The organism is Streptomyces sp. 2131.1 (assembly GCF_900105515.1).
GTDB classification, from domain to species: domain Bacteria; phylum Actinomycetota; class Actinomycetes; order Streptomycetales; family Streptomycetaceae; genus Streptomyces; species Streptomyces drozdowiczii.
In genome coordinates, this window is record NZ_FNSY01000002.1 from 40,929 (window position 1) to 58,925 (window position 17,997).

Annotated in this window: 19 protein-coding genes; 9 read left to right on the forward strand and 10 right to left on the reverse strand. The window is 72.8% G+C overall.

Annotated elements, in window-relative coordinates; genetic code table 11:
- The first annotated feature begins 25 nt into the window (after positions 1-25).
- The gene (locus BLW14_RS32640; protein ID WP_093710971.1) at positions 26-514 is read left to right on the forward strand and encodes a nucleotidyltransferase domain-containing protein; all 489 of its coding nucleotides are present in this window, start codon (positions 26-28) and stop codon (positions 512-514) included.
- Between the two features lie 22 nt (positions 515-536).
- Here the strand turns inward: BLW14_RS32640 and BLW14_RS32645 are convergent, their stop codons facing one another.
- From BLW14_RS32645 to BLW14_RS32655, 3 genes are all read right to left on the reverse strand, one after another.
- On the reverse strand, positions 537-1,055 hold the full coding sequence (locus tag BLW14_RS32645) for a hypothetical protein (RefSeq protein ID WP_093710972.1): 519 nt from the start codon (positions 1,053-1,055) through the stop codon (positions 537-539).
- Between the two features lie 301 nt (positions 1,056-1,356).
- Positions 1,357-2,640: a helix-turn-helix domain-containing protein gene (locus tag BLW14_RS32650; RefSeq protein WP_093710973.1), complete on the reverse strand. Its 1,284-nt coding sequence runs from the start codon at positions 2,638-2,640 to the stop codon at positions 1,357-1,359.
- Between the two features lie 240 nt (positions 2,641-2,880).
- Positions 2,881-3,546 (reverse strand): response regulator transcription factor, encoded by a 666-nt coding sequence (locus BLW14_RS32655; RefSeq protein ID WP_093710974.1) that lies wholly within the window; start codon positions 3,544-3,546, stop codon positions 2,881-2,883.
- 263 nt (positions 3,547-3,809) lie between these two features.
- On the opposite strand from BLW14_RS32655, the gene BLW14_RS32660 reads away from it, so the two are divergent.
- Positions 3,810-4,277: a DUF2871 domain-containing protein gene (locus tag BLW14_RS32660; protein WP_093710975.1), complete on the forward strand. Its 468-nt coding sequence runs from the start codon at positions 3,810-3,812 to the stop codon at positions 4,275-4,277.
- 18 nt (positions 4,278-4,295) lie between these two features.
- On the opposite strand, the gene BLW14_RS32665 is transcribed toward BLW14_RS32660, so the two are convergent.
- Complete coding sequence (locus BLW14_RS32665; protein WP_093710976.1) at positions 4,296-4,886, reverse strand: TetR/AcrR family transcriptional regulator; 591 nt, start codon at positions 4,884-4,886, stop codon at positions 4,296-4,298.
- Positions 4,887-5,048: 162 nt separating this feature from the next.
- On the opposite strand from BLW14_RS32665, the gene BLW14_RS32670 reads away from it, so the two are divergent.
- Entirely contained in the window at positions 5,049-6,611 is a 1,563-nt protein-coding gene (locus BLW14_RS32670; RefSeq protein ID WP_093710977.1) for a condensation domain-containing protein, read from the forward strand.
- Between the two features lie 56 nt (positions 6,612-6,667).
- Here the strand turns inward: BLW14_RS32670 and BLW14_RS32675 are convergent, their stop codons facing one another.
- Positions 6,668-7,837, reverse strand: coding sequence for a glycosyltransferase (locus BLW14_RS32675; protein WP_093710978.1), 1,170 nt, complete (start codon positions 7,835-7,837; stop codon positions 6,668-6,670).
- A gap of 232 nt (positions 7,838-8,069) precedes the next feature.
- Here BLW14_RS32675 and BLW14_RS32680 point away from each other — a divergent pair, with 232 nt between their 5' ends.
- Together BLW14_RS32680 and BLW14_RS32685 are read left to right on the forward strand one after the other, a co-directional pair.
- Entirely contained in the window at positions 8,070-9,467 is a 1,398-nt protein-coding gene (locus BLW14_RS32680) for an NDP-hexose 2,3-dehydratase family protein (RefSeq protein ID WP_093710979.1), read from the forward strand.
- The gene (locus BLW14_RS32685; protein ID WP_093710980.1) at positions 9,464-10,435 is read left to right on the forward strand and encodes a Gfo/Idh/MocA family protein; all 972 of its coding nucleotides are present in this window, start codon (positions 9,464-9,466) and stop codon (positions 10,433-10,435) included. Before BLW14_RS32680 ends, BLW14_RS32685 begins: the two co-directional genes overlap by 4 nt.
- A gap of 82 nt (positions 10,436-10,517) precedes the next feature.
- Here BLW14_RS32685 and BLW14_RS32690 read toward each other — a convergent pair whose 3' ends face one another.
- Positions 10,518-10,940 carry an ester cyclase gene (locus BLW14_RS32690; protein WP_093710981.1) on the reverse strand — a complete coding sequence of 141 codons (423 nt, stop codon included), beginning with the start codon at positions 10,938-10,940 and terminating at the stop codon, positions 10,518-10,520.
- Positions 10,941-11,074: 134 nt separating this feature from the next.
- Here BLW14_RS32690 and BLW14_RS32695 point away from each other — a divergent pair, with 134 nt between their 5' ends.
- Positions 11,075-12,142, forward strand: coding sequence for a glucose-1-phosphate thymidylyltransferase (locus BLW14_RS32695; protein WP_093710982.1), 1,068 nt, complete (start codon positions 11,075-11,077; stop codon positions 12,140-12,142).
- Positions 12,139-13,131 carry a dTDP-glucose 4,6-dehydratase gene (gene rfbB / locus BLW14_RS32700; protein WP_093710983.1) on the forward strand — a complete coding sequence of 331 codons (993 nt, stop codon included), beginning with the start codon at positions 12,139-12,141 and terminating at the stop codon, positions 13,129-13,131. Before BLW14_RS32695 ends, rfbB begins: the two co-directional genes overlap by 4 nt.
- A 20-nt stretch (positions 13,132-13,151) precedes the next feature.
- Here the strand turns inward: rfbB and BLW14_RS32705 are convergent, their stop codons facing one another.
- Positions 13,152-13,634 carry a hypothetical protein gene (locus tag BLW14_RS32705; protein WP_093710984.1) on the reverse strand — a complete coding sequence of 161 codons (483 nt, stop codon included), beginning with the start codon at positions 13,632-13,634 and terminating at the stop codon, positions 13,152-13,154.
- Positions 13,635-13,732: 98 nt separating this feature from the next.
- On the opposite strand from BLW14_RS32705, the gene BLW14_RS32710 reads away from it, so the two are divergent.
- Entirely contained in the window at positions 13,733-14,272 is a 540-nt protein-coding gene (locus BLW14_RS32710) for a hypothetical protein (RefSeq protein ID WP_093710985.1), read from the forward strand.
- 26 nt (positions 14,273-14,298) lie between these two features.
- Here the strand turns inward: BLW14_RS32710 and BLW14_RS32715 are convergent, their stop codons facing one another.
- Both BLW14_RS32715 and BLW14_RS32720 read right to left on the reverse strand, forming a co-directional pair.
- Positions 14,299-15,489 (reverse strand): alpha/beta hydrolase family protein, encoded by a 1,191-nt coding sequence (locus tag BLW14_RS32715; protein WP_093710986.1) that lies wholly within the window; start codon positions 15,487-15,489, stop codon positions 14,299-14,301.
- Positions 15,490-15,593: 104 nt separating this feature from the next.
- Positions 15,594-16,475 (reverse strand): FAD-dependent oxidoreductase, encoded by an 882-nt coding sequence (locus BLW14_RS32720; RefSeq protein ID WP_093710987.1) that lies wholly within the window; start codon positions 16,473-16,475, stop codon positions 15,594-15,596.
- Positions 16,476-16,555: 80 nt separating this feature from the next.
- On the opposite strand from BLW14_RS32720, the gene BLW14_RS32725 reads away from it, so the two are divergent.
- Positions 16,556-17,389 (forward strand): class I SAM-dependent methyltransferase, encoded by an 834-nt coding sequence (locus BLW14_RS32725; protein ID WP_093710988.1) that lies wholly within the window; start codon positions 16,556-16,558, stop codon positions 17,387-17,389.
- 4 nt (positions 17,390-17,393) lie between these two features.
- Here the strand turns inward: BLW14_RS32725 and BLW14_RS32730 are convergent, their stop codons facing one another.
- Complete coding sequence (locus BLW14_RS32730; protein WP_093710989.1) at positions 17,394-17,993, reverse strand: hypothetical protein; 600 nt, start codon at positions 17,991-17,993, stop codon at positions 17,394-17,396.
- Positions 17,994-17,997: the final 4 nt, after the last annotated feature.

Below are 17,997 nucleotides of genomic sequence, written 5' to 3' on the forward strand. Positions count from 1 at the left end.
CCGGCCGCTTCGTAAGGTCGCCTGTGTGACGGGCGACGATGTGCTGGAGATCCTGGACGTACTGCGCAAGGCCGGGGCGGAGGTCTGGATCGGCGGCGGGTGGGGCATCGACGCGTTGGTGGGGCGGCAGACCCGGGAGCACGAGGACCTGGACCTGATGCACCGGCTGGAGCAGGAGCCGCTCGTCCTCGCCGCTCTTGCCGAAGCGGGGTTCGCCGAAACCCTGGACTGGCGGCCCGCGCGGTTCGTCGTCTCGGACGCCGGGGGACGGCAGATCGACCTGCACCCGCTCGTCTTCGGGCCCGGGGGCGGTGCGCTCCAGGAGTCGCTGGAGCCCGGGAAGCCGTTCGCGTACCCGGCGGAGTGCTTCGTGACCGGTACGGTCCTCGACCGCACCGTGCCGTGCCTCTCCGCCGAACAGCAGGTCTACTTCCACCAGGGTTACGAGCCCAGGGAACGGGATCTCCACGACATGGCCCTGCTGCGCGAGGCGTTCGGCATTCCTTCCCCCTGATCCCGCCCCGGCCCGGACCGGCTTACGGGAAGTAGAGGGCGGCCTTCTCCAGCACGTGTTTCGTGAACATGCCGCCCCAGGCGGTCCCGCCCCGGTACATCGTGGTGCGTACGGCGCCGGGGGCGGTCTCGACCGTGACGGGCCGGCTGATCAGTGTCGTACCGAGCAGCCGGGCGTCCTGGGCGGCCCACCGGGCCGCCTCGGGCCTGACGCGGGGGCTCACGAGGGCGGGAAGCACGAACGCCGCGTTGCGGGCGCCGGGTATGCCCTTGCGCAGGCTCTTGGCGTAGCTCATCGCCCAGACGGTGAACTCCCCCAGCATGGCCACGTCGACCTCGGGGACGGCTGCCGCGAATACGAACACCTCGGTCTTCGTCCCGAACCAGCGGACTTTGCGGTCGGCGCGGCAGCCGGTCACCACCCGGTAGTCGTTCCAGGGCGGCGAGCTCATGGTGCAGCCGTCGGCCGTCAGCCTTGCGTGGAGCGCCGTGAGGTAGGTGGCCGCCGCGTCGGCGGTCGGGCCGGGCCCGTTCGGGTTCATGCGCGCATCCTCCAACTTCCCTGGTACGTAAGGGAAGAGGGCCACGAAAGTACTACGCCGGATGCGGTACGTGGCAGCAGAGGCGGGTGCGGAGGCGGCGGGGCGGGGTGCTCGGCCTGCCGCGTCTCAGGGCGCTTCCGGGGCCGCCCACCGGGATACGGGTGCAGCGCCGGGCCGGCACCGTACGGTCTCCGTCAGCACGCCGACAGGGCCGCCATGATGGCGGTCGCCCGTCCCGGTTCGGAGGTCTTCGTGGCGGACGGGGCGGGGGTTTCGGGGGTGTCCGTGGCCGTGGTGTGCGTCATGTCGCGCTCCCCGTGCGTGTGGGTGTCTGGGTCGCCACGAGCGTGCTCCCGGCCGGTGCAGAACGCGTCGAGGGCTGCTGGATCTGGGAGAGGGCGTCGGCGAGGATGCGCCAGATCTCGGCCGCCAGGTCGATGTTGGCGTCCTGCTGTGCCTGCTGTGCCAGGGCCCGCAGCCCCTGCACCCCGGTCTCGTCGCCGGACAGGACGAGCAGCTGGTTGCGCAGGATGTCGAGGCGGACGCGGTCACGGTAGGTCATCATCGGTTCCTCGGCCGCGAGCTCGCCGAGCAGGGTGCGGGCTTCCCCGTATCGGCCCGTCATGAACGCGAGGTCGGCCTTGAGTGCCGAGAGTTCCTGGCGCATCCCGGGCGTGCCGACGAAGGCCATGGCCTGTTCGGCGGCGGTGACGCACTTCTCGGCGGCCTCCGGCTCGGCCGGGACCTTCTGGAGGTGTAGGCGGCCCGCCGCGAGGCGCAGCCGCAGCCACAGCACCAGGTCGTCGGTGCCCGCGAACCGCTCCAGCGCCTGCCCCAGGTACCGCTCGGCGCCCGCGTGGTCGCCCTGGCGCATCCGTACGGCGGCCGCCGTCCACATCGCCTCCGCCCACAGCGCGTCGGCGCGGCCCTCGACGAGGGCGGTCAGTTCGTCGGCGTACGCCCGCGCGTCCGGGAGCCTGCCCTCCTCCGCGCGTACGGAGACCAGGGCGAGCAGCACCGCGGCGTGGTCGTCGACGCCGACCCCGGCCTCGCGGGCCATGCGGTCGGCCTCCACCGCCGCGTCGGCGGCCCCGTTGATCTCGCCGAGGGAGCGCAGGCAGCGGGCGAGGCGGGTCAGGCCACGCACCTGGAGTTCGGGCAGCCCGACGTCGCCGCCGAGGCGGACCAGGCGCTCCAGGTGGTCGCGTTCGGCCGCGTGGTCGCCCTGGAGTCTGCGGTGCCGGGCCAGCAGCCACAGGGCCTGCCAGCGCAGCACGGGCAGCTCGTGACCCTCGGCGGACAGCGCGTCGTGCAGGGTGCTCAGGGCGTCGTCGGAGCCGGTGGAGGCGGCGAGGGTGAGGGCGTGGGCGAGTGAGCCGCCCGCGGGGTCCTCGAAGTCGGCGGGTTCGATGCCCAGGCGCTGGGCCAGGTAGCCGACGGCGCGTTCCGTGGGCTGGCGGGCGCCCGACTCCAGGCGGGAGAGGTAGCCGGTGGACATGCCCTCTCCGGCCAGCGCGGTCTGCGAGTAGCCCTGGGCCATGCGCAGCTTCTTCAGACGGCGTCCGAACGAGGGTTGTTGCAGCATGTGACCATTCCCCTGGAGTTGACGCGCTGTCGACACGGGCCGCCTGCCGGGCGGTAGCGGGCGGGTCGGACGGGTCGGGTGGGCGCCCTGGACGCGTTCGAGCGTAGGACCGGGGCAACGGAGCGGGCAAAGCTTTGCCTGCGTATGTGCCTCCGGTCTCGTGCACGTCTCTTGCGGGTCTCGTGCGCCGCTCCAGTGGCCGGGCGCCCACCTGCGGGGGCGTGTGGACCGGCGGTGCCGTCAACCGGTGGCGCGTACACCCGATTCGAAGGCGTAGATCGCGGCGTGGACGCGGTTGCGGAGCCTCAGCTTGTGCAGCATGTTCTGCACGTGCGTCTTGACGGTGTGTTCGGAGAGGGTGAGCGAGCCGGCGATCTCGGCGTTGGACAGGCCGCGGGCGAGGAGTTCGAGTACCTGGCTCTCGCGTTCGGTCAGCTCGTCCGGGCTGACCGAGGACAGCCGGGGGCCGGGCGGCGGGAGGCCGCGTGTTCCCCCGCCGACGAGGGTGTAACCGGCCGCCGCGAGCACCACGGCCGAGGTGAGCTCGCCGGCCGTCGCCGTGCCGGGAAGGTGTCCGCGGGTGGGCACGCCGCCGGGCGCCTCACCGACCGTGAGCACGCTGACGGCCCCGGGGTCGGGGCGGTCCTCCGGTGCGAGGGTGCCGTGCACGACCAGGACGCGGGGCCGGCTGGCGTGCAGGGCGCGGGCGAGAGGGGGGCCGGGCGGGCTCTCGCCGGTGACGTGGATGGCGGGGTGGTCCGCGAGAAGGGTGCGCAGTCCCACGCGGGCCAGCGGGTCCGTTCCCACGACGTGGACGCGGACCGGGCGGGGGCCTGGTTCCGGCACCTCGTGCAGCTCGGGCCGCCGGGCGGGCAGGACGCGCAGGGTGGCGTGCTGTTCCTCCATGGCGGCCCCTCCTCACACCTCGGCAGCGTCACCGTAGTGCGCGGCCCGGGGGCCTCCCGGCGGATTCGAGCGGTCCGCGACCGTTCCCCGATTCCGCCTCGTACAGCCATGTGCCCGCAACCGTCCGGGTTCGTACGAGACGTGCTCGAAGGCTGCTCGAAAGTGACTGGAGGGGTCCTTGTGAAGTGCCCCGGCGGGCAGAGGCCTGGTGCTTGAATGGTCTTGATCGGTACGGCAGTCGACCCAGGGGAGCGGACGCCGCCATGCGGAAGTCGTATTACGCAGCGCACGTCTACATGATCGTCGGAGTGATCTCGGGGCTCTTCTACCGGGAGTTCACGAAGCACAACGACTTCCACGGCGACACGCAGCTGGCGCTGATGCACACGCACCTGCTGGCGCTGGGCATGATCGTCTTCCTGATCGTCCTCGCCCTGGACAAGGTCTTCTCGCTGTCCGGCTCGAAGCTGTTCACTGCGTTCTTCTGGTTCTACAACACCGGCATCGCCATCTCGACCACGATGATGGGCGTCCACGGCATCCTGACCGTGCTCGGCCGCAGCGAGGACGACATCGCCGTGGCCGTTCCGCTGACCGCCGGGTTCGGCCACATCCTGCTGACCGTCGGGCTGATCCTGCTCTTCGTCCTGCTCGGCAAGCGCGTCAACGAGCACGTCAACCCGACGGCGACGACGACCGAACCGGCCGCGGAGACCGCCGGCACCGTCTGACGGACGGGTGACGGCCCGTCAGGCCGGCTGGGGCGCCGGGTGGGCCAGGGCGTCGGTGAGCAGCAGCAGCCGCTCGTCCGTGCCGGCCTCGGTGAGCCTGGCTCCCCCGGTGAGCGTCACCAGTCCGTGCCAGGCGCTCCACACCACCTCGGCCAGCACCCTGGGGTCGCGGCCCTCGGCCAGGGGCCCGACCACTTCCTGGATCTCCGCCATCACGTCGAGCAGGGGCTGCGGTTCGCGTTCGTCGCCGCGCTCCTCGCCCGTGTCCAGGACCAGCATCGCCTGGTAGAGCGCGGGCCACCGGGCGGCGAACGCGGTATAGGCGCGGGCCACCGCCTGCAGCGCCTCGCGGGGACCGCCGGACTCGGGGCGCGCGGCGCGCAGCACGGAGGCCAGCTCGACCAGTCCCTCGGTCGCCACGGCGTGGACGATCGCGTCCTTGTTCTTGAAGTGCTGGTAGAGCACGGGCTGGCTGTACTCGATGCGGTCCGCGAGGCGCCGCGTCGTCACGTTGTCCCAGCCCTCCTCCTCGGCCATCTCACGCGCGGTGGCGAGGATGAGCTGATGGCGGTTGGCCTGCTCACGGAGGCGGCGCTCTCTGGCGGTCATGGCCCCGATACTAACATTTCAGCGAAACTCTAGCTAGCGTTGATAGGGTTCCTGCTGCCGAAAGAAGTAGGGTGCGGCCCCTTTCCGTACAGCCGGGTTCGAGTGACTTTCGAGGCGTGGTCGCCACCATCGGCGGCAAGACCGCCACAGAAGGGCCACCTCATGCCGACCCGGACCCCCTCGGAGGCACTGCTCGACCTGGCCGCGGACGTGATGGGCCTCGACGCACGCACCCTGGCGGCCAGGGCCGCGGGATCCCCCTTCATCACCCTGGGCGGCACCTTCGACCGGGCGGCCCGGCTGCGGCTGCGCGCCGGTGAAGCCCTGGGTCTCGGCGTCGAGTTGGACCAGCTGATGGGGCCCGAGCCCCTCGCGGACGTCCTCGACCGCGCCGTCCCGGCCGCTCCCCCGCCGCCCGCACGGCCGTCGTCCGCCCTGCGCCCCCTGCTCCCGGGCCAGCGGGTGGCCTTCGGTGACACCTCCGCGTACCGGGTGCTCAGCGCCGAACTGTCCGGGCCGCTCGACGTCACCGCGCTGCGGACGGTGCTCGACGCGCTCTGCGACCGGCACGAGGGACTGCGGACGGCGTTCACGCCGTACGGGGACGGGGTGGGCCGGCACGTACTGGACCGGCACCCGGGCCCGCTGGCCGAACTCCCCGACACCGACCCGGTCGCCGCCGGACCGGACCCCGTCCCCGCTGAACCCGACCCCGTCGCCGCCGCGCACTCCCGGCTGGCTGCGGAGCTGCGGCGGGTCGCCGGGCAGCCGGGCCGGCCGCCCGTCGCCTTCGCCCTGGCCGCGCTGGGGCCCGGCCGGCATCTGCTGTCCTTCGTGCACCACGAGGCCGTGGCCGACGGCTTCTCCGCCGCACTGGTCTGGCGCGAACTCCTCGCCGGTTACGAACGCGTGGTGCGCGGGTCCGCGCCGGGGTACACGGCGGCTCCGGGCCCGGACGCGGTGGAAGGGGCCCACCCCGAGGCCGTGAGCGCCCAAGGCGCCGCGCCCCGCTTCCGCACCGAACGCATGGCCTTCGCCCTCGACGACTCGTTACGGGACGCGGTCGACGCGACCGCCCGGCGCGCCGGGGTGCCGCACAGCTGTGTGCTGCTCGCCGCCTGGGCGCTGGTCCTGGGGCGGGACTCGGGCGCGGACGCGGTGCCGGTCGGCGTCGAGCTGCCCCGGCACCCGGGCGCGGCGGCGGTGCGGGCCGTCGCCGCGTGCGGGGCCCGGGTGTCGGCCGCCTGCGAGCTGGAGGGCACCACGGACTACTTCCTGCGGGGCGTCGCCTGCGCGTTCGGCGAGGCCCTGGGCCGGCTCCGCGACGAGCCGTCCGGGGCGCGGGAGCGAGGAACCGCACACACCCTCGCTCCCGCGTCACCGGCGCCGGTGCTCTTCGCGGCCCGCGACGAGTGGCTCCCGGCCCGCGCCTCGTACGGCGGCCTGACCGCGCGCTTCCACCACGCCCACCTGGGCACCGGCCCCGCGCAGGCGGCGCTGACCGTGCTGCGGTGGCGGGACGACCCGTTGCTCTGCCTGGACTTCGCGCCCGCCGTGATCCGACGCGCCGCGGCCGTACGCCTGGTGGCCGAGGTCCGCCATGTCCTGCGGGCCCTCGTGCGCGCCCGCGCGTGGGCGCCGGTGGACCACCTGCTGGCGCGCTCCGGCGCACCCGGCACCGCCCCGTTCCCGGCGGCCGGGACGGTGCCGCTCCCCCTGTGCTGAGAGTGGCCCGGTGCGCGCGGCGGGGGACACAGCACGCACACCGGGGTCTGGGAGGGTCAGCCCGCGAACTCCGCGAGCCGCTTCACGGTCTCGGCCGGCAGCGGCATGGACGCGATCTCGTCGGCGACCTTGCGCGCGCCGACCCGGGCACTCTCGGAGGCGAGCAGTCCGCGCGCCGCCTCGGTGACCGCGTCCGCGGTCAGGTCCGGGGCGAAGACGACCTCGCCGGCGCCCGCGTCGCGTACCGCGCGGCCGTTGGCCGGGCCGTCCGCGCCCTGCGGCAGCACCAGCTGCGGGAGCCCGGCGGCGAGGGTGGCGAGCGTGGTGCCGGCGCCGCCGTGCTGGACGACGAGCGACGCGCTCTCCAGCGCCTTGGCCTGGGCGACCCACGGCACGGCGACCACCCGGTCGGGCAGCTCGCCGAGCTCCTCGACGGGGACCACGGGACCGGCCGCGACGAGCAGCGGGACGTTCAGCGGGAGCAGGCCCCGGACGACGGTGCGCAGCACGTCCGCCGAGCCGAGGGCGGTGCCGAGGGTGACGTAAACGAACGGCTCCGAGCCGCTGCGGAACGGCTCGGGCAGCTCGCCCGGCTCCGCGTACGCGACCGAGCGCTGCTCGATACGGGGCAGCGGCGCGGCCAGGAAGTGCGGGTCCTGGATGGACGGCGGGCAGATGTCGATGTACGTACGGGCCAGGGCCAGCAGCTGGCCGCCGGGCACGTCGACGCCGAGGTCGGCGGCGGTGGCGAGCAGCTTCTCCTGGACGGCCAGGTCCTCGGGGCCCTGGGCCATCAGCCCGACGCCGTGCGCGACGGCCGGGATGCCCGCGAGACGGGCGGCGAAGGAGGCGCCGGGGTTCAGCGCCTCGTAGACGACGAGGTCGGGGCGGAGCCGCTCCAGCTCGGGTGCCAGGTCGGCGGCGACCCAGCGGGGCAGCACGGAGCCGAACACCTCGACGTGCAGCGCCGCCAGGACCTCCGGCGGCACGTCCTGCGCGCCGAGGTCGCCGCCCTGGTGGCCCATGGCGCGTACGGCTTCCATGAACGCCTCGGGGACCGGGCGCCCGGCCTTGACCGGGTCGAGGCCGGCCCGCACCAGGGCGGGATGCAGCTGCTCACCCGTGGCGAAGGAGACCTCGTGGCCCGCCGCCTTGGCGGCCGTCGCCAGGGGGATGAGGGGATAGACGTGGCCGAAGTTTCCGGCGCCGGCAAAGAGGATTCTCATACCGCCTCAGCGTAGGGACGCCGACCCGCCTTGTCTAGTGACGCTAGAAAATTTATCACTGACAACTTCACTGCTCGCCAGGGCAGTTGATCGAGCCGGACTCAAGGACTCCTGTGGGGCCTCTCCAGCGCAAGCCCATCGCGACGGCCCATCGTCGTGCTGCGGCCGCCTGCCCCGGCTCGCGGGACACGGCATGGCGCTCGCGGGAAACGGCCTACCGAAGGAGCTCTCGATGACCATCACCCAGGCCGCGCCCCCCGGCGTCGCCACCAGCGCGGCCGGGCGGTTCACGCTCTCCGCGCAGGCCCTCGACAGCGCGGTGACGCCGAACGCGGTGTTCCGCGACTGGTTCGACGCCCAGCGCCGTACCAACCGCTACGACGTACGCCGCATCCCGTTCTCCGAGCTCGTCGGCTGGCACTTCGAGGACGCCACCGGCAACCTCGTGCACGACAGCGGGCAGTTCTTCTCTGTGGAGGGGCTGAGCCTGCACACCGAGTGGAACGGGCACGAGCACTCCTGGTCCCAGCCGATCATCAACCAGCCCGAGGTCGGCATCCTGGGCATCGTCGTCAAGGAGTTCGACGGCGTCCTGCACTGCCTGATGCAGGCCAAGATGGAGCCCGGCAACGTCGACACGGTCCAGCTCTCCCCCACCGTGCAGGCCACCCGCAGCAACTACACGGGCGTGCACAAGGGCGCCGCCGTCCGCTACATCGAGTACTTCACCCCGCCGCGCGCCCGCTCCCGCGTCCTCTACGACTCCCTCCAGTCGGAGCAGGGCTCCTGGTTCCTGCGCAAGCGCAACCGGAACATGCTGGTCGAGGCCGTCGGGGACGTACCGCCGCACGAGGACTTCGTCTGGCTGACGCTCGGCCAGATCAACCAGCTCCTGTACGAGTCCAACGTCATCAACATGGACGCGCGCACCGTCCTCTCGATGATCCCGGCGCTCACCGGCAGCGGCCCCTCGCTGCACTCCACCGAGCACGTGCTGAGCCGGCTCACCGAGATCAAGGCCCGCCGGCAGCTCGTCCAGCGCACCATCCCGCTGAACCGGGTCCAGCGCTGGCAGCGCACCGACCACGAGATCGTCCACGACACCGGGCACCACTTCACGGTCATCGCCGCCTCCGTGGCCGCCGCGAACCGCGAGGTCAAGAGCTGGACTCAGCCGCTGCTCGCCCCCGCCGAACAGGGGCTCTCCGCCTTCCTGATCCGCCGGATCGGGGGCGTACCGCACCTGCTGGCGCACGCCAGGTCCGAGGCCGGCGTGCTAGACGTGGCCGAGCTGGGCCCCACCGTGCAGTGCCAGCCGGGCCGGGCGCTGTCCCTGCCGCCCCACCAGCAGCCGCGCTACCTGGACGTCGTCCTGGGCGCCGATCCCGGCAGGCTGCTGTACGACACCGTGCAGTCCGAGGAGGGCGGCCGGTTCCACCACGCGGGCAACCGCTATGTGCTGATGGAGGTCGGGGAGGAGTTCCCGCTCGACGTGCCCGAGGACTTCACCTGGGTGACCGCGAGCCAGCTCTCCGGCCTGGTCCGGCACAGCAACTATCTGAACGTCGAGGCCCGCACGCTGCTCACCGGCCTGCGCGCGGCCTGGTCGCTGGGCGGGGTGTACGCATGACGGGCGCGCGGGTAGTGCGGCTCGGGGTGCTGGGCTGTGCGGACATCGCGCTGCGGCGCACGCTCCCGTCGCTGGAGCGGCAGCCGCTGGTCGAGGTGACGGCGGTGGCCAGCCGCCGTGTCGAGCGGGCCCGGGAGTTCACCGAGCGGTTCGGCGGCGCGGCCGTCGAAGGGTACGAACGGCTCCTGGAGCGGGACGACGTGGACGCCGTCTACATCCCGCTGCCGCCCGAGCTGCACGCGGAGTGGACGCTGCGGGCACTGGCGGCCGGCAAGCACGTGTGGTGCGAGAAACCGTTCGCGACGGACCTCGCGGAGGCCGAGAAGGCGGTGGCGGCGGCGCGCGAGCGCGGGCTGCTGCTGATGGAGAACTTCATGTTCCTCCACCACTCCCAGCACACCCGGGTCCACGAGCTGGTCGCGGACGGCCTCATCGGCGAGGTCCAGCTCTTCGCCTCGGAGTTCGGCATCCCGCTCCAGCCGGCGGCGGACGGCTCGGGCGGGCTGCGGCGGGCCAGCACCCTGCCGGAGGTCGCCGCCTATCCGCTGCGCGCGGCGCAGCTGTTCCTCGGCCCGGGGCTGAGGGTCGCCGGTGCGCAGGTGCGCCCGGCGAGCGCGCACGGGCCGAGCCCGGCCGGCAGCGCGCTGCTCGAATCGCCCGACGGGGTCGCCGCGCAGCTCTCGTACGGGGTGGAGCACGCGTACCGCAGCGGCTACGAGCTGTGGGGCAGCCGGGGGCGGGTGCGGCTGGAGCGGGCGTTCAGCACGCCCGACGAGTACACCCCCGTACTGAAGGTGGAGCGCGACGGGCGGGCCGAGGAGATCGCGCTCGCCCCCGACCACCACTTCACCAACACCGCCGGGGTCTTCGCCCGCGCGGTGCTGCAGGGCCAGGACTTCGCCCCGCACGCCGACGCGATCCTGGCGCACGCCCGGCTCGTCGAGGAGGTCCAACGGGCCGCCGGCTGACGCCGATACGCATGGGGCGGCCTCGATTATTACGGCGTAATAATCGAGGCCGCCCCGCGTGGTTCCACTGCCCGACGGGCCGTCAGGCGGCCGCGTTCTGCATGGCGTAGAAGTCGACACCGAGCTGGTGGAACATCCCGCCCATGTCCAGCTGGTCCCAGTGCTCGGCCAGCAGGCCGTTCTCCACGCGCCAGATGTCGATGGACTGGAACGTCAGCGTGCGGCCGGTGGCCTCGACGCCGAAGAAGGCGCCCTGGTGGGTGCCCGAGTACTCGAAGCGGCCGGAGACGCGGTCGCCGTCCGAGATCACGTCGTGCACGGCGATCCTGATGTCCGGGAACGCGGCGAATATCTGCTTCCAGAACTCGGTGTTGGCCTCGATGCCGTCCTCGACCACGGGGTTGTGGTCGATGTGCCCGGGCGCGGTGTGCTCGCTCATCCGGCTGATGTCGTGATCGTTGATCATGTCGACGAACGACTGGATGAGTGCGCGGTGGTCTGCCATGGGTGTGCCTTCCTCGTGCTCGCCTCAGGGAACGCTTCGAGGATCTGCACGGGTGGTCGAGCCGCCCTGGAGGCCTCCTGTGGCGCGGCCGATCCCCCATCTGTTCTCAAGTGCCCGCTCCTAGCGTCGGGGTCATGAAGGCTCTCGTACTCTCCGGCGGGGCCGGAACCCGCCTGCGCCCCCTCACCCACACATCCGCCAAGCAGTTGGTGCCCGTGGCCAACAAGCCGGTGCTCTTCTACGGCCTGGAAGCGATCGCGGACGCCGGCATCAAGCAGGTCGGCATCATCGTCGGGAATACCGCCGACGAGATCATGGAGGCCGTCGGAGACGGCTCCGCGTTCGGCATCGAGGTGACCTACATCCCGCAGGAGGCACCGCTGGGCCTGGCCCACGCCGTGCTCATCGCGCAGGAGTTCCTCGGCGACGACGACTTCGTCATGTACCTCGGCGACAACTTCATCGTCGGCGGCATCACGGACCTCGTCGACGGCTTCCGCGCCGACCGGCCCGACGCGCAGATCCTGCTCACCAAGGTCTCCGACCCGAAGGCCTTCGGCGTCGCCGAGCTGGGCCCCGACGGCCGGGTCACCGGTCTGGAGGAGAAGCCCGAGCACCCCAAGAGCGACCTCGCCCTGGTCGGCGTCTACCTCTTCACGCCCGCTGTCCACGAGGCCGTCCGCTCCATCGAGCCGTCCGGGCGGGGCGAGCTGGAGATCACCCACGCCCTCCAGTGGCTCATCGACAACGGCCGCGACGTGCGCTCCACCACGATCTCCGGCTACTGGAAGGACACCGGCAACGTCACCGACATGCTGGAGGTCAACCGGTCCGTCCTGGAGACCTCCGAGCAGCGCATCGACGGCAGCGTCGACGAGAGCAGCGAGATCATCGGCCGCGTCACGGTCGAGGAGGGCGCCTGTGTCGTCGGCTCCCGCATCGTGGGCCCGGCGGTCATCGGTGCCGGCACCGTCGTCACGTCCTCGTACGTCGGACCCTTCACGTCCATCTCGCGCAACTGTGTGATCAGCGACAGCGAGATCGAGTTCTCCATCGTGCTGGACGACTCCTCGCTCAACGGGGTCCGGCGCGTGGAGGCGTCGATCATCGGGCGGAACGTCGTGGTGACGCCCGCCCCGCGGATGCCCGCGGCCCACCGTTTCGTCCTCGGCGACCACAGCAAGGTGCAGATCTCCTCATGACCGACACACGCATCCTCGTCACCGGCGGCGCCGGCTTCATCGGCTCCCACTACGTCCGTACGCTGCTGGGCCCCGACGGCCCCGGCGACGTCACCGTGACCGTCCTCGACAAGCTCACGTACGCCGGCAACCCGGCCAACCTGGACGACGTCCGGAGCAACCCCCGCTTCTCCTTCGTCCCGGGCGACATCTGCGACCGCGAGCTCGTCGCGAGGGTGGTGGCCGGGCACGACCAGATCGTGCACTTCGCCGCCGAGTCGCACGTCGACCGCTCCATCCAGGGCGCCGCGGAGTTCATCACGACCAACGTCCTGGGCACCCAGACCCTCCTGGACGCGGCGCTGCGCCGGCCGGGCGGCCCGGTTCCGTTCCTGCACGTGTCGACCGACGAGGTCTACGGGTCGATCGACGAGGGCTCCTGGCCGGAGACGGACCCGCTGCGCCCGAACTCCCCGTACGCCGCCTCCAAGGCGTCCTCCGACCTGGTCGCCCTGTCGTACCACCGCACCCACGGGCTCGACGTCCGGGTGACGCGCTGCTCGAACAACTACGGCCACCACCATTTCCCCGAGAAGGTCATCCCGCTGTTCATCACCAACCTCCTGGACGGGCACAAGGTGCCGCTGTACGGGGAGGGGCTGAACGTACGGGACTGGCTGCACATCGACGACCACGTCCAGGGCCTGGAGCTGGTGCGCACCGGCGGCCGCCCGGGCGAGGTCTACAACATCGGTGGTGGCACGGAGCTGAGCAACAAGGAGCTGACCGAACTGCTGCTGGAGCTGTCCGGCTCCACCTGGCAGAGCGTCGAGCACGTGGCCGACCGGCTCGGGCACGACCTGCGCTACTCGGTCGACTGCACCAAGATCCGCGAGGAGCTGGGCTACCGGCCGCGCAAGGACTTCACGCAGGGGCTGCGGGAGACCTTCGACTGGTACCGGGACAACCGCGCCTGGTGGGAGCCGCTGAAGAACAGGGCCGCCTTGTGACCCTCCGGCCGCGGCCTGCTTCAGGCCGGGCGTTCGGTGCCGAGGGTGATGCGGCCGTCCGTCCAGGCGCGCAGGGACCGGGCGAGTCGCTTCAGTGACGGGCCCCGCACGTGGTGCAGATGTACCGCGAGCCGCGTGCCGAACAGCGCCTCGAAGCGGGCTCCGAGGCCCCGGCCGGTGCCGCTGAACATGTCGTCGGCCGGGATGTCGGGCCGCGGCGGTTCATCGATCCGGTACACGCACAGGGCCCGCCGGCCCGCTATCGGCCCGGGAAGGACGGCGACCGCCCGGACCGCCGACCAGCCCAGCTTGATCACGGGGTCGTGTCCGAACGCCTGGTGGTACGCGACCCCTCCGGGATGGAAGCGGACGGCGGGATCGTCGGGGCGGGCCGGTGTGGGCCCGCCCGTGTACGCGCGGACCGTGGTCAGGAGCGTGCTTCCGGGCCGGTAGAGGAGCGACTGCCGGTGGAGCTGTCGGTCGTGCGAGGACTCCTGGCCCATCTCGCGACTCCTTCACGGCCTCTCGCGCGGGACTGATGGCCGCATCAGCCTCGCACGGACCCGTTACACGCACCATGCTCTTTGAATAGGGTGCGCCCATGCCCACCGCGCGCGCCCCCGAACCCGCCCTGCTGGATCCCAAGGGCCCGGTGATCACCGCGATCGCCTGCACCGTGGGGGCGGTCCTGCTGCTGGGCGCGGGCGGCGCCGCCGTCTACGTCGCGGTCCGTACCGTCTCCGAGATCGGTGGGACCGGCAGCGGATGGACGTGGGCGGGCACCGCACTCTTCCTGGTCGCCGTGTTCGTCGCGTACGTCGGGTGGTCGACCTTCGTCTCCGCCCGCGTGGAACGCCGGCTCACCCTCCGGCTCGCCGCCACCGGTGTCGATGCGACCGCCCTGGTCCGGTCGGCGTCCTCCGCCCCTCCGACCAACGAGGAGCACGAGCAGGTCCGGCTGCTGATATGGGTTGACGGCCCGGGATTCGAACCGTTCGAGTGCACATGCGACCTTCTGGCGTACCTGTTCGGGGACGCCGCACAGGGGACGGTGCTGCCGGCCCGGGTCGACCCGGAGACGCGCGTGTTCACTCTCGAACGCCGCTCCGCACCCCCGGCACCCGGCACCGGAGGCAGCTGAGCCCGCCCCGCATCCGGCGAGACCTGTCACAGCCGCTGGAACGACACCTCCGGGTCGGCGGCCGTCGGGCCGTCGAGCAGCGGCTGCGGTACGCCCTTGAGATGGAGGTCGAAGAAGGCGGCGACGTAGTCGCGGGTGATGCGGCTGGAGGGGTGGGCGGCCAGCGGTGCCGAGGGGTCCTTGATGCCCAGTTCGGCGCCGAGAACCGGCATGTCGGTGAAGGTGAAGTGGCCCGCCCCGGCGACCGTGAGCCACCGCTTCCAGCCGTCCAAGCGCGGCCAGTCACGGTCCCACGTGGTGTCGGTGGTGCTGCCGGGGGCGTGCTGGACCTCGGTGCCGAGCATCATGAACGGCCGGCCCCGGAGCCCCGCGTCGGGGACCGGGGCGTAGAAGGCGCCGTCCATGTTCACGCCCGCGCGCACCCGCGGGTCGGCGGCCATCGTGGCCGCGGCGGAGTCGCCGCCGATGGAGTGCCCGGCCATGCCGACGCGCCGCCGGTCGATCATCGAGGCGTACGACCAGGCGGGGTGATGCCCCGTCAACCGGTCCAGCAGGAACGAGACGTCCCTCGCCCGGCCCCGGGCGACCTCCGCCATGCCCGCGTCCCCGGTCCGCTCCACCAGGTCGCAGGCGGCGCAGGGCAGGACGCGTCCGCCCGGGAAGACGGTCGCGAGGGACTCGTAGGCGTGGTCCACCGCCGCGACGACATAACCGCGTGAGGCCAGGTCCGCCGCGAGGGAGGTGAGCGTGAAGCGGCTCTGCCCGAAGCCCGGCGACAGCACGACCAGCGGGAACCGGCGGCGCGCGGGCGCCGCGCCCAGCCGCGCGTGGGTCTCGGTGGCCCCGACCACACCGGGCTTGACGAGACCGCCGAGCCCCCGGGACTCCAGCAGCAGTTCCGCTTCCTTCTCGCTCATGTACGGAGCCGGCACCCCGCTTCCGGCCCGTGCCGGGTAGAACACGGACGCCAGCAGCTCGCGTCCGCCGGCCTCCGGAACGTACGGGTCGGCGCGGCCGGTGTCCCGCAGGTGCAGGGTGCTCCGGCCGACGCCGTACGGCCCGGTCGGCGCGGGCAGCCGCAGGTGCTGGGCGGCGGCGGTGAGTGCGGGGCCGCCCGCGGCGGGCGACGGGGTGGCGGCGACGGCCGGGGCGACGGCGGTGGCCCCCAGGGCGAGGACGAGGAGCGAGGCGGCCAGGCCGCGGTGACGAGTTCTCATGATCGGAACGCTAGGCGCGGACCGGGTGCCTCAACGTCCGCCCACGGGTGGTGGTTCGGTACCTCCGCGGTCGCATGTACGTGGCTGCGCGCCGTACCACGGGCCTACAGACGGTCCGCGTAGTACGCGTGCAGAGCGGCCTCGCTGCCGGAGCCCAGGGCGGTCATGATCCGCTGGTAGCGCGCGGAGCGGAGGTCGCCTGCGACGAGGACGCGGGGGTGCTGGCCGGCGGGCGCGCAGTACCCGTCGGCGCCCCGGACCAGATCCCCCGCCGGTGCGGCGGGCGCGCTGCCGAGGCTGAGGTACACGGCGTCCGCCGCGAGCCTGTGCCGTACACCGTCCGGGCCTGTCGCCTCCGCCGCCCCGTCGTCCGCGAGCGTCAGGTGCTCGACGGGGACGAGCGTGACCCGGGGGTCCTCGCGGATCTCCTCGGTCTTGTACGCGTCGGCCGCCGGGTACGCCACGAGGAGCCGGATGCCGGTGTCCGGACGGGCGCGCAGGAAGGTCCCGATCGGCCGGTCCCCGCCGAGGACGAGGAGCGTCCGGCCCTCTGCCGCCTCTGCCTGCCAGAGCGGCGGCAGGGTCGGCCCGTCCGGGGCGGTGATCCAGCCGACGTCGCACGGCTGGAGCGGCCCGACCCCGGTGGCGACGACGGCGTACGGGGCGGTGAGACGGGCCCCGCTGTCGAGGGTGGCGGTGACACGGTCCTCGTCAGCGCGCAGCTCACTGACGTATCGCCCGAGTGCGAGCCGGCACAGCTCCGTGCCCCTGACCTCCGCGGTGACGGCGTCGGCGAGCGCGGGGCCGCCGGCATGGCCGCCGAGCACGTTGTTGAGGACCGGAATCCGGCAGAGGTTCCGGCACAGCCGGTCCGGCTCGACCAGCACCGACCGCATCCCGACCCCGGCGGCCATCCGCACGGCGGCGCAGCCGGCGGGACCGCCGCCGATGACGAGGAGGTCGGTGTCGTACAGCGTGTCGCCCATGGAGCCATTCCAGCACCCCCGCCGTACCGCTTCCGCCGTACGGCGGGCCACCGGCGCGGGCATCGCATAGCCTGCCCCGCATGCCCGGAATCGCCACCCACCGCGACGACACCCCCGACGACGCCCGGCGGGAGCGGCTGCGGCGGACCTTCGACGAGGACGCGGAGCTGTACGACCGGGCCAGGCCGGGGTATCCGACGGCGTTGTACGACGACCTCGCGGAGCTCGCCGGGGCCCGTCCCGGCAGCCGGGTCCTGGAGGTGGGCTGCGGGACCGGCCAGGCCACCGTCCCGCTGGCCCGGCGGGGCTGCCGGATCACGGCCGTCGAGGCGGGGCCGAGCATGGCCGCGGTCGCCCGCCGCAATCTGGCCGGGGCGCGGGGCGTGGAGGTGGTGACGGCCGAGTTCGAGAGCTGGCCGCTGCCCCCGGAGCCGTACGACACGGTGCTCGCGGTGACCTCGTTCCACTGGATCGCCCCGGCGGTGCGCGTGCCCAGGGCCGCCGACGCGCTGCGCCCCGGCGGTGCGCTCGCCGTGGTGCGTACCCAGCATGTGGCGGGCGGCACCGAGGAGTTCTTCCTCGATGTCCAGCGCTGCTACGAGCGGTTCGACCCGGACACGAAGCCCGGGACGCGCCCGCCCGCGACCGCCGAAGTCGGCAACGCGGACCACGCCGAGGAGGTGGCCCGCAGCGGCCGCTTCGGCCCCACGGTCTTCCGCCGTTACGAGCAGGACCTCACGTACACCGCGTCGGAGTACCTGGACGTGCTGCGGACGTACTCGGGTCACCGGGCGCTCCCGGACACCGCCCGCCGCGGGCTGCTGGATGCCATCGCCGAGCTGATCGACGGGCGATACGGGGGCCGGGTGACCAAGCGCTACCTGATCGAGCTGGGGGTTTCGCGCAGGCGCTGACCGCCTACTCGCTCACGCCCGCGATCCCCCAGCCCCTGCGGGCGGCCTCGGCCAGGACTTCGCCCCAGTCGGTCAGGAGGCGCACGAAGGCGTCGAAGCCTTTGTACTGGGACGCTTCGGAGCGCTCCTCGTAGGGTGTGCGGAGCTCTTCGAGCCTTGGCCGTACGCGCTCCCAGGCCGCGAGCAGGTCCCGTACGCCCTGCGGGGACTGCGCGACCAGCAAGCCGTAGCCCCCGGTGAAGAAGGCGTGGCCCTCGCCCGGCTCCTCGTCGTCGAAGTCCGGACCGTCCCAGATCAGCCCGCCGAGCAGCGCGTCCAGCTCCGCCCGCACGTCCGCGTCGACGTGGTCGCGGGCCTTCTCCCACGCCTCCCCCGCCCAGAAATGCGGCTTGTACGAGCCGAGGGTGCCCGGGAACTCGTACACGCCGAAGAGCGCGCTGTGCGGCCCGCGCGGCCACTCCCACCCGTACGTCACCGACACGGCGTCCCACAACCCGGTCGCCTCGTCGTACCAGGCGTTCCGCAGCCGCTCCAGCCGTTCCGGGGGCGGGACCTCGGCGAGCCAGGTCCAGTCGGCGATCAGTGTGGTGAGGTCGACGCCCATGGCA

What these genes read in the sequence shown, in the direction of transcription:
- BLW14_RS32645 (WP_093710972.1), bottom strand. Translation starts at nt 1,055, where the DNA reads ATGAACCCGAACGGGCCCGGCCCGACCGCCGACGCGGCGGCCACCTAC.
- BLW14_RS32650 (WP_093710973.1), bottom strand. Translation starts at nt 2,640, where the DNA reads ATGCTGCAACAACCCTCGTTCGGACGCCGTCTGAAGAAGCTGCGCATG.
- BLW14_RS32655 (WP_093710974.1), bottom strand. Translation starts at nt 3,546, where the DNA reads ATGGAGGAACAGCACGCCACCCTGCGCGTCCTGCCCGCCCGGCGGCCC.
- BLW14_RS32660 (WP_093710975.1), top strand. Translation starts at nt 3,810, where the DNA reads ATGCGGAAGTCGTATTACGCAGCGCACGTCTACATGATCGTCGGAGTG.
- BLW14_RS32665 (WP_093710976.1), bottom strand. Translation starts at nt 4,886, where the DNA reads ATGACCGCCAGAGAGCGCCGCCTCCGTGAGCAGGCCAACCGCCATCAG.
- BLW14_RS32670 (WP_093710977.1), top strand. Translation starts at nt 5,049, where the DNA reads ATGCCGACCCGGACCCCCTCGGAGGCACTGCTCGACCTGGCCGCGGAC.
- BLW14_RS32675 (WP_093710978.1), bottom strand. Translation starts at nt 7,837, where the DNA reads ATGAGAATCCTCTTTGCCGGCGCCGGAAACTTCGGCCACGTCTATCCC.
- BLW14_RS32680 (WP_093710979.1), top strand. Translation starts at nt 8,070, where the DNA reads ATGACCATCACCCAGGCCGCGCCCCCCGGCGTCGCCACCAGCGCGGCC.
- BLW14_RS32685 (WP_093710980.1), top strand. Translation starts at nt 9,464, where the DNA reads ATGACGGGCGCGCGGGTAGTGCGGCTCGGGGTGCTGGGCTGTGCGGAC.
- BLW14_RS32690 (WP_093710981.1), bottom strand. Translation starts at nt 10,940, where the DNA reads ATGGCAGACCACCGCGCACTCATCCAGTCGTTCGTCGACATGATCAAC.
- BLW14_RS32695 (WP_093710982.1), top strand. Translation starts at nt 11,075, where the DNA reads ATGAAGGCTCTCGTACTCTCCGGCGGGGCCGGAACCCGCCTGCGCCCC.
- rfbB (WP_093710983.1), top strand. Translation starts at nt 12,139, where the DNA reads ATGACCGACACACGCATCCTCGTCACCGGCGGCGCCGGCTTCATCGGC.
- BLW14_RS32705 (WP_093710984.1), bottom strand. Translation starts at nt 13,634, where the DNA reads ATGGGCCAGGAGTCCTCGCACGACCGACAGCTCCACCGGCAGTCGCTC.
- BLW14_RS32710 (WP_093710985.1), top strand. Translation starts at nt 13,733, where the DNA reads ATGCCCACCGCGCGCGCCCCCGAACCCGCCCTGCTGGATCCCAAGGGC.
- BLW14_RS32715 (WP_093710986.1), bottom strand. Translation starts at nt 15,489, where the DNA reads ATGAGAACTCGTCACCGCGGCCTGGCCGCCTCGCTCCTCGTCCTCGCC.
- BLW14_RS32720 (WP_093710987.1), bottom strand. Translation starts at nt 16,475, where the DNA reads ATGGGCGACACGCTGTACGACACCGACCTCCTCGTCATCGGCGGCGGT.
- BLW14_RS32725 (WP_093710988.1), top strand. Translation starts at nt 16,556, where the DNA reads ATGCCCGGAATCGCCACCCACCGCGACGACACCCCCGACGACGCCCGG.
- BLW14_RS32730 (WP_093710989.1), bottom strand. Translation starts at nt 17,993, where the DNA reads ATGGGCGTCGACCTCACCACACTGATCGCCGACTGGACCTGGCTCGCC.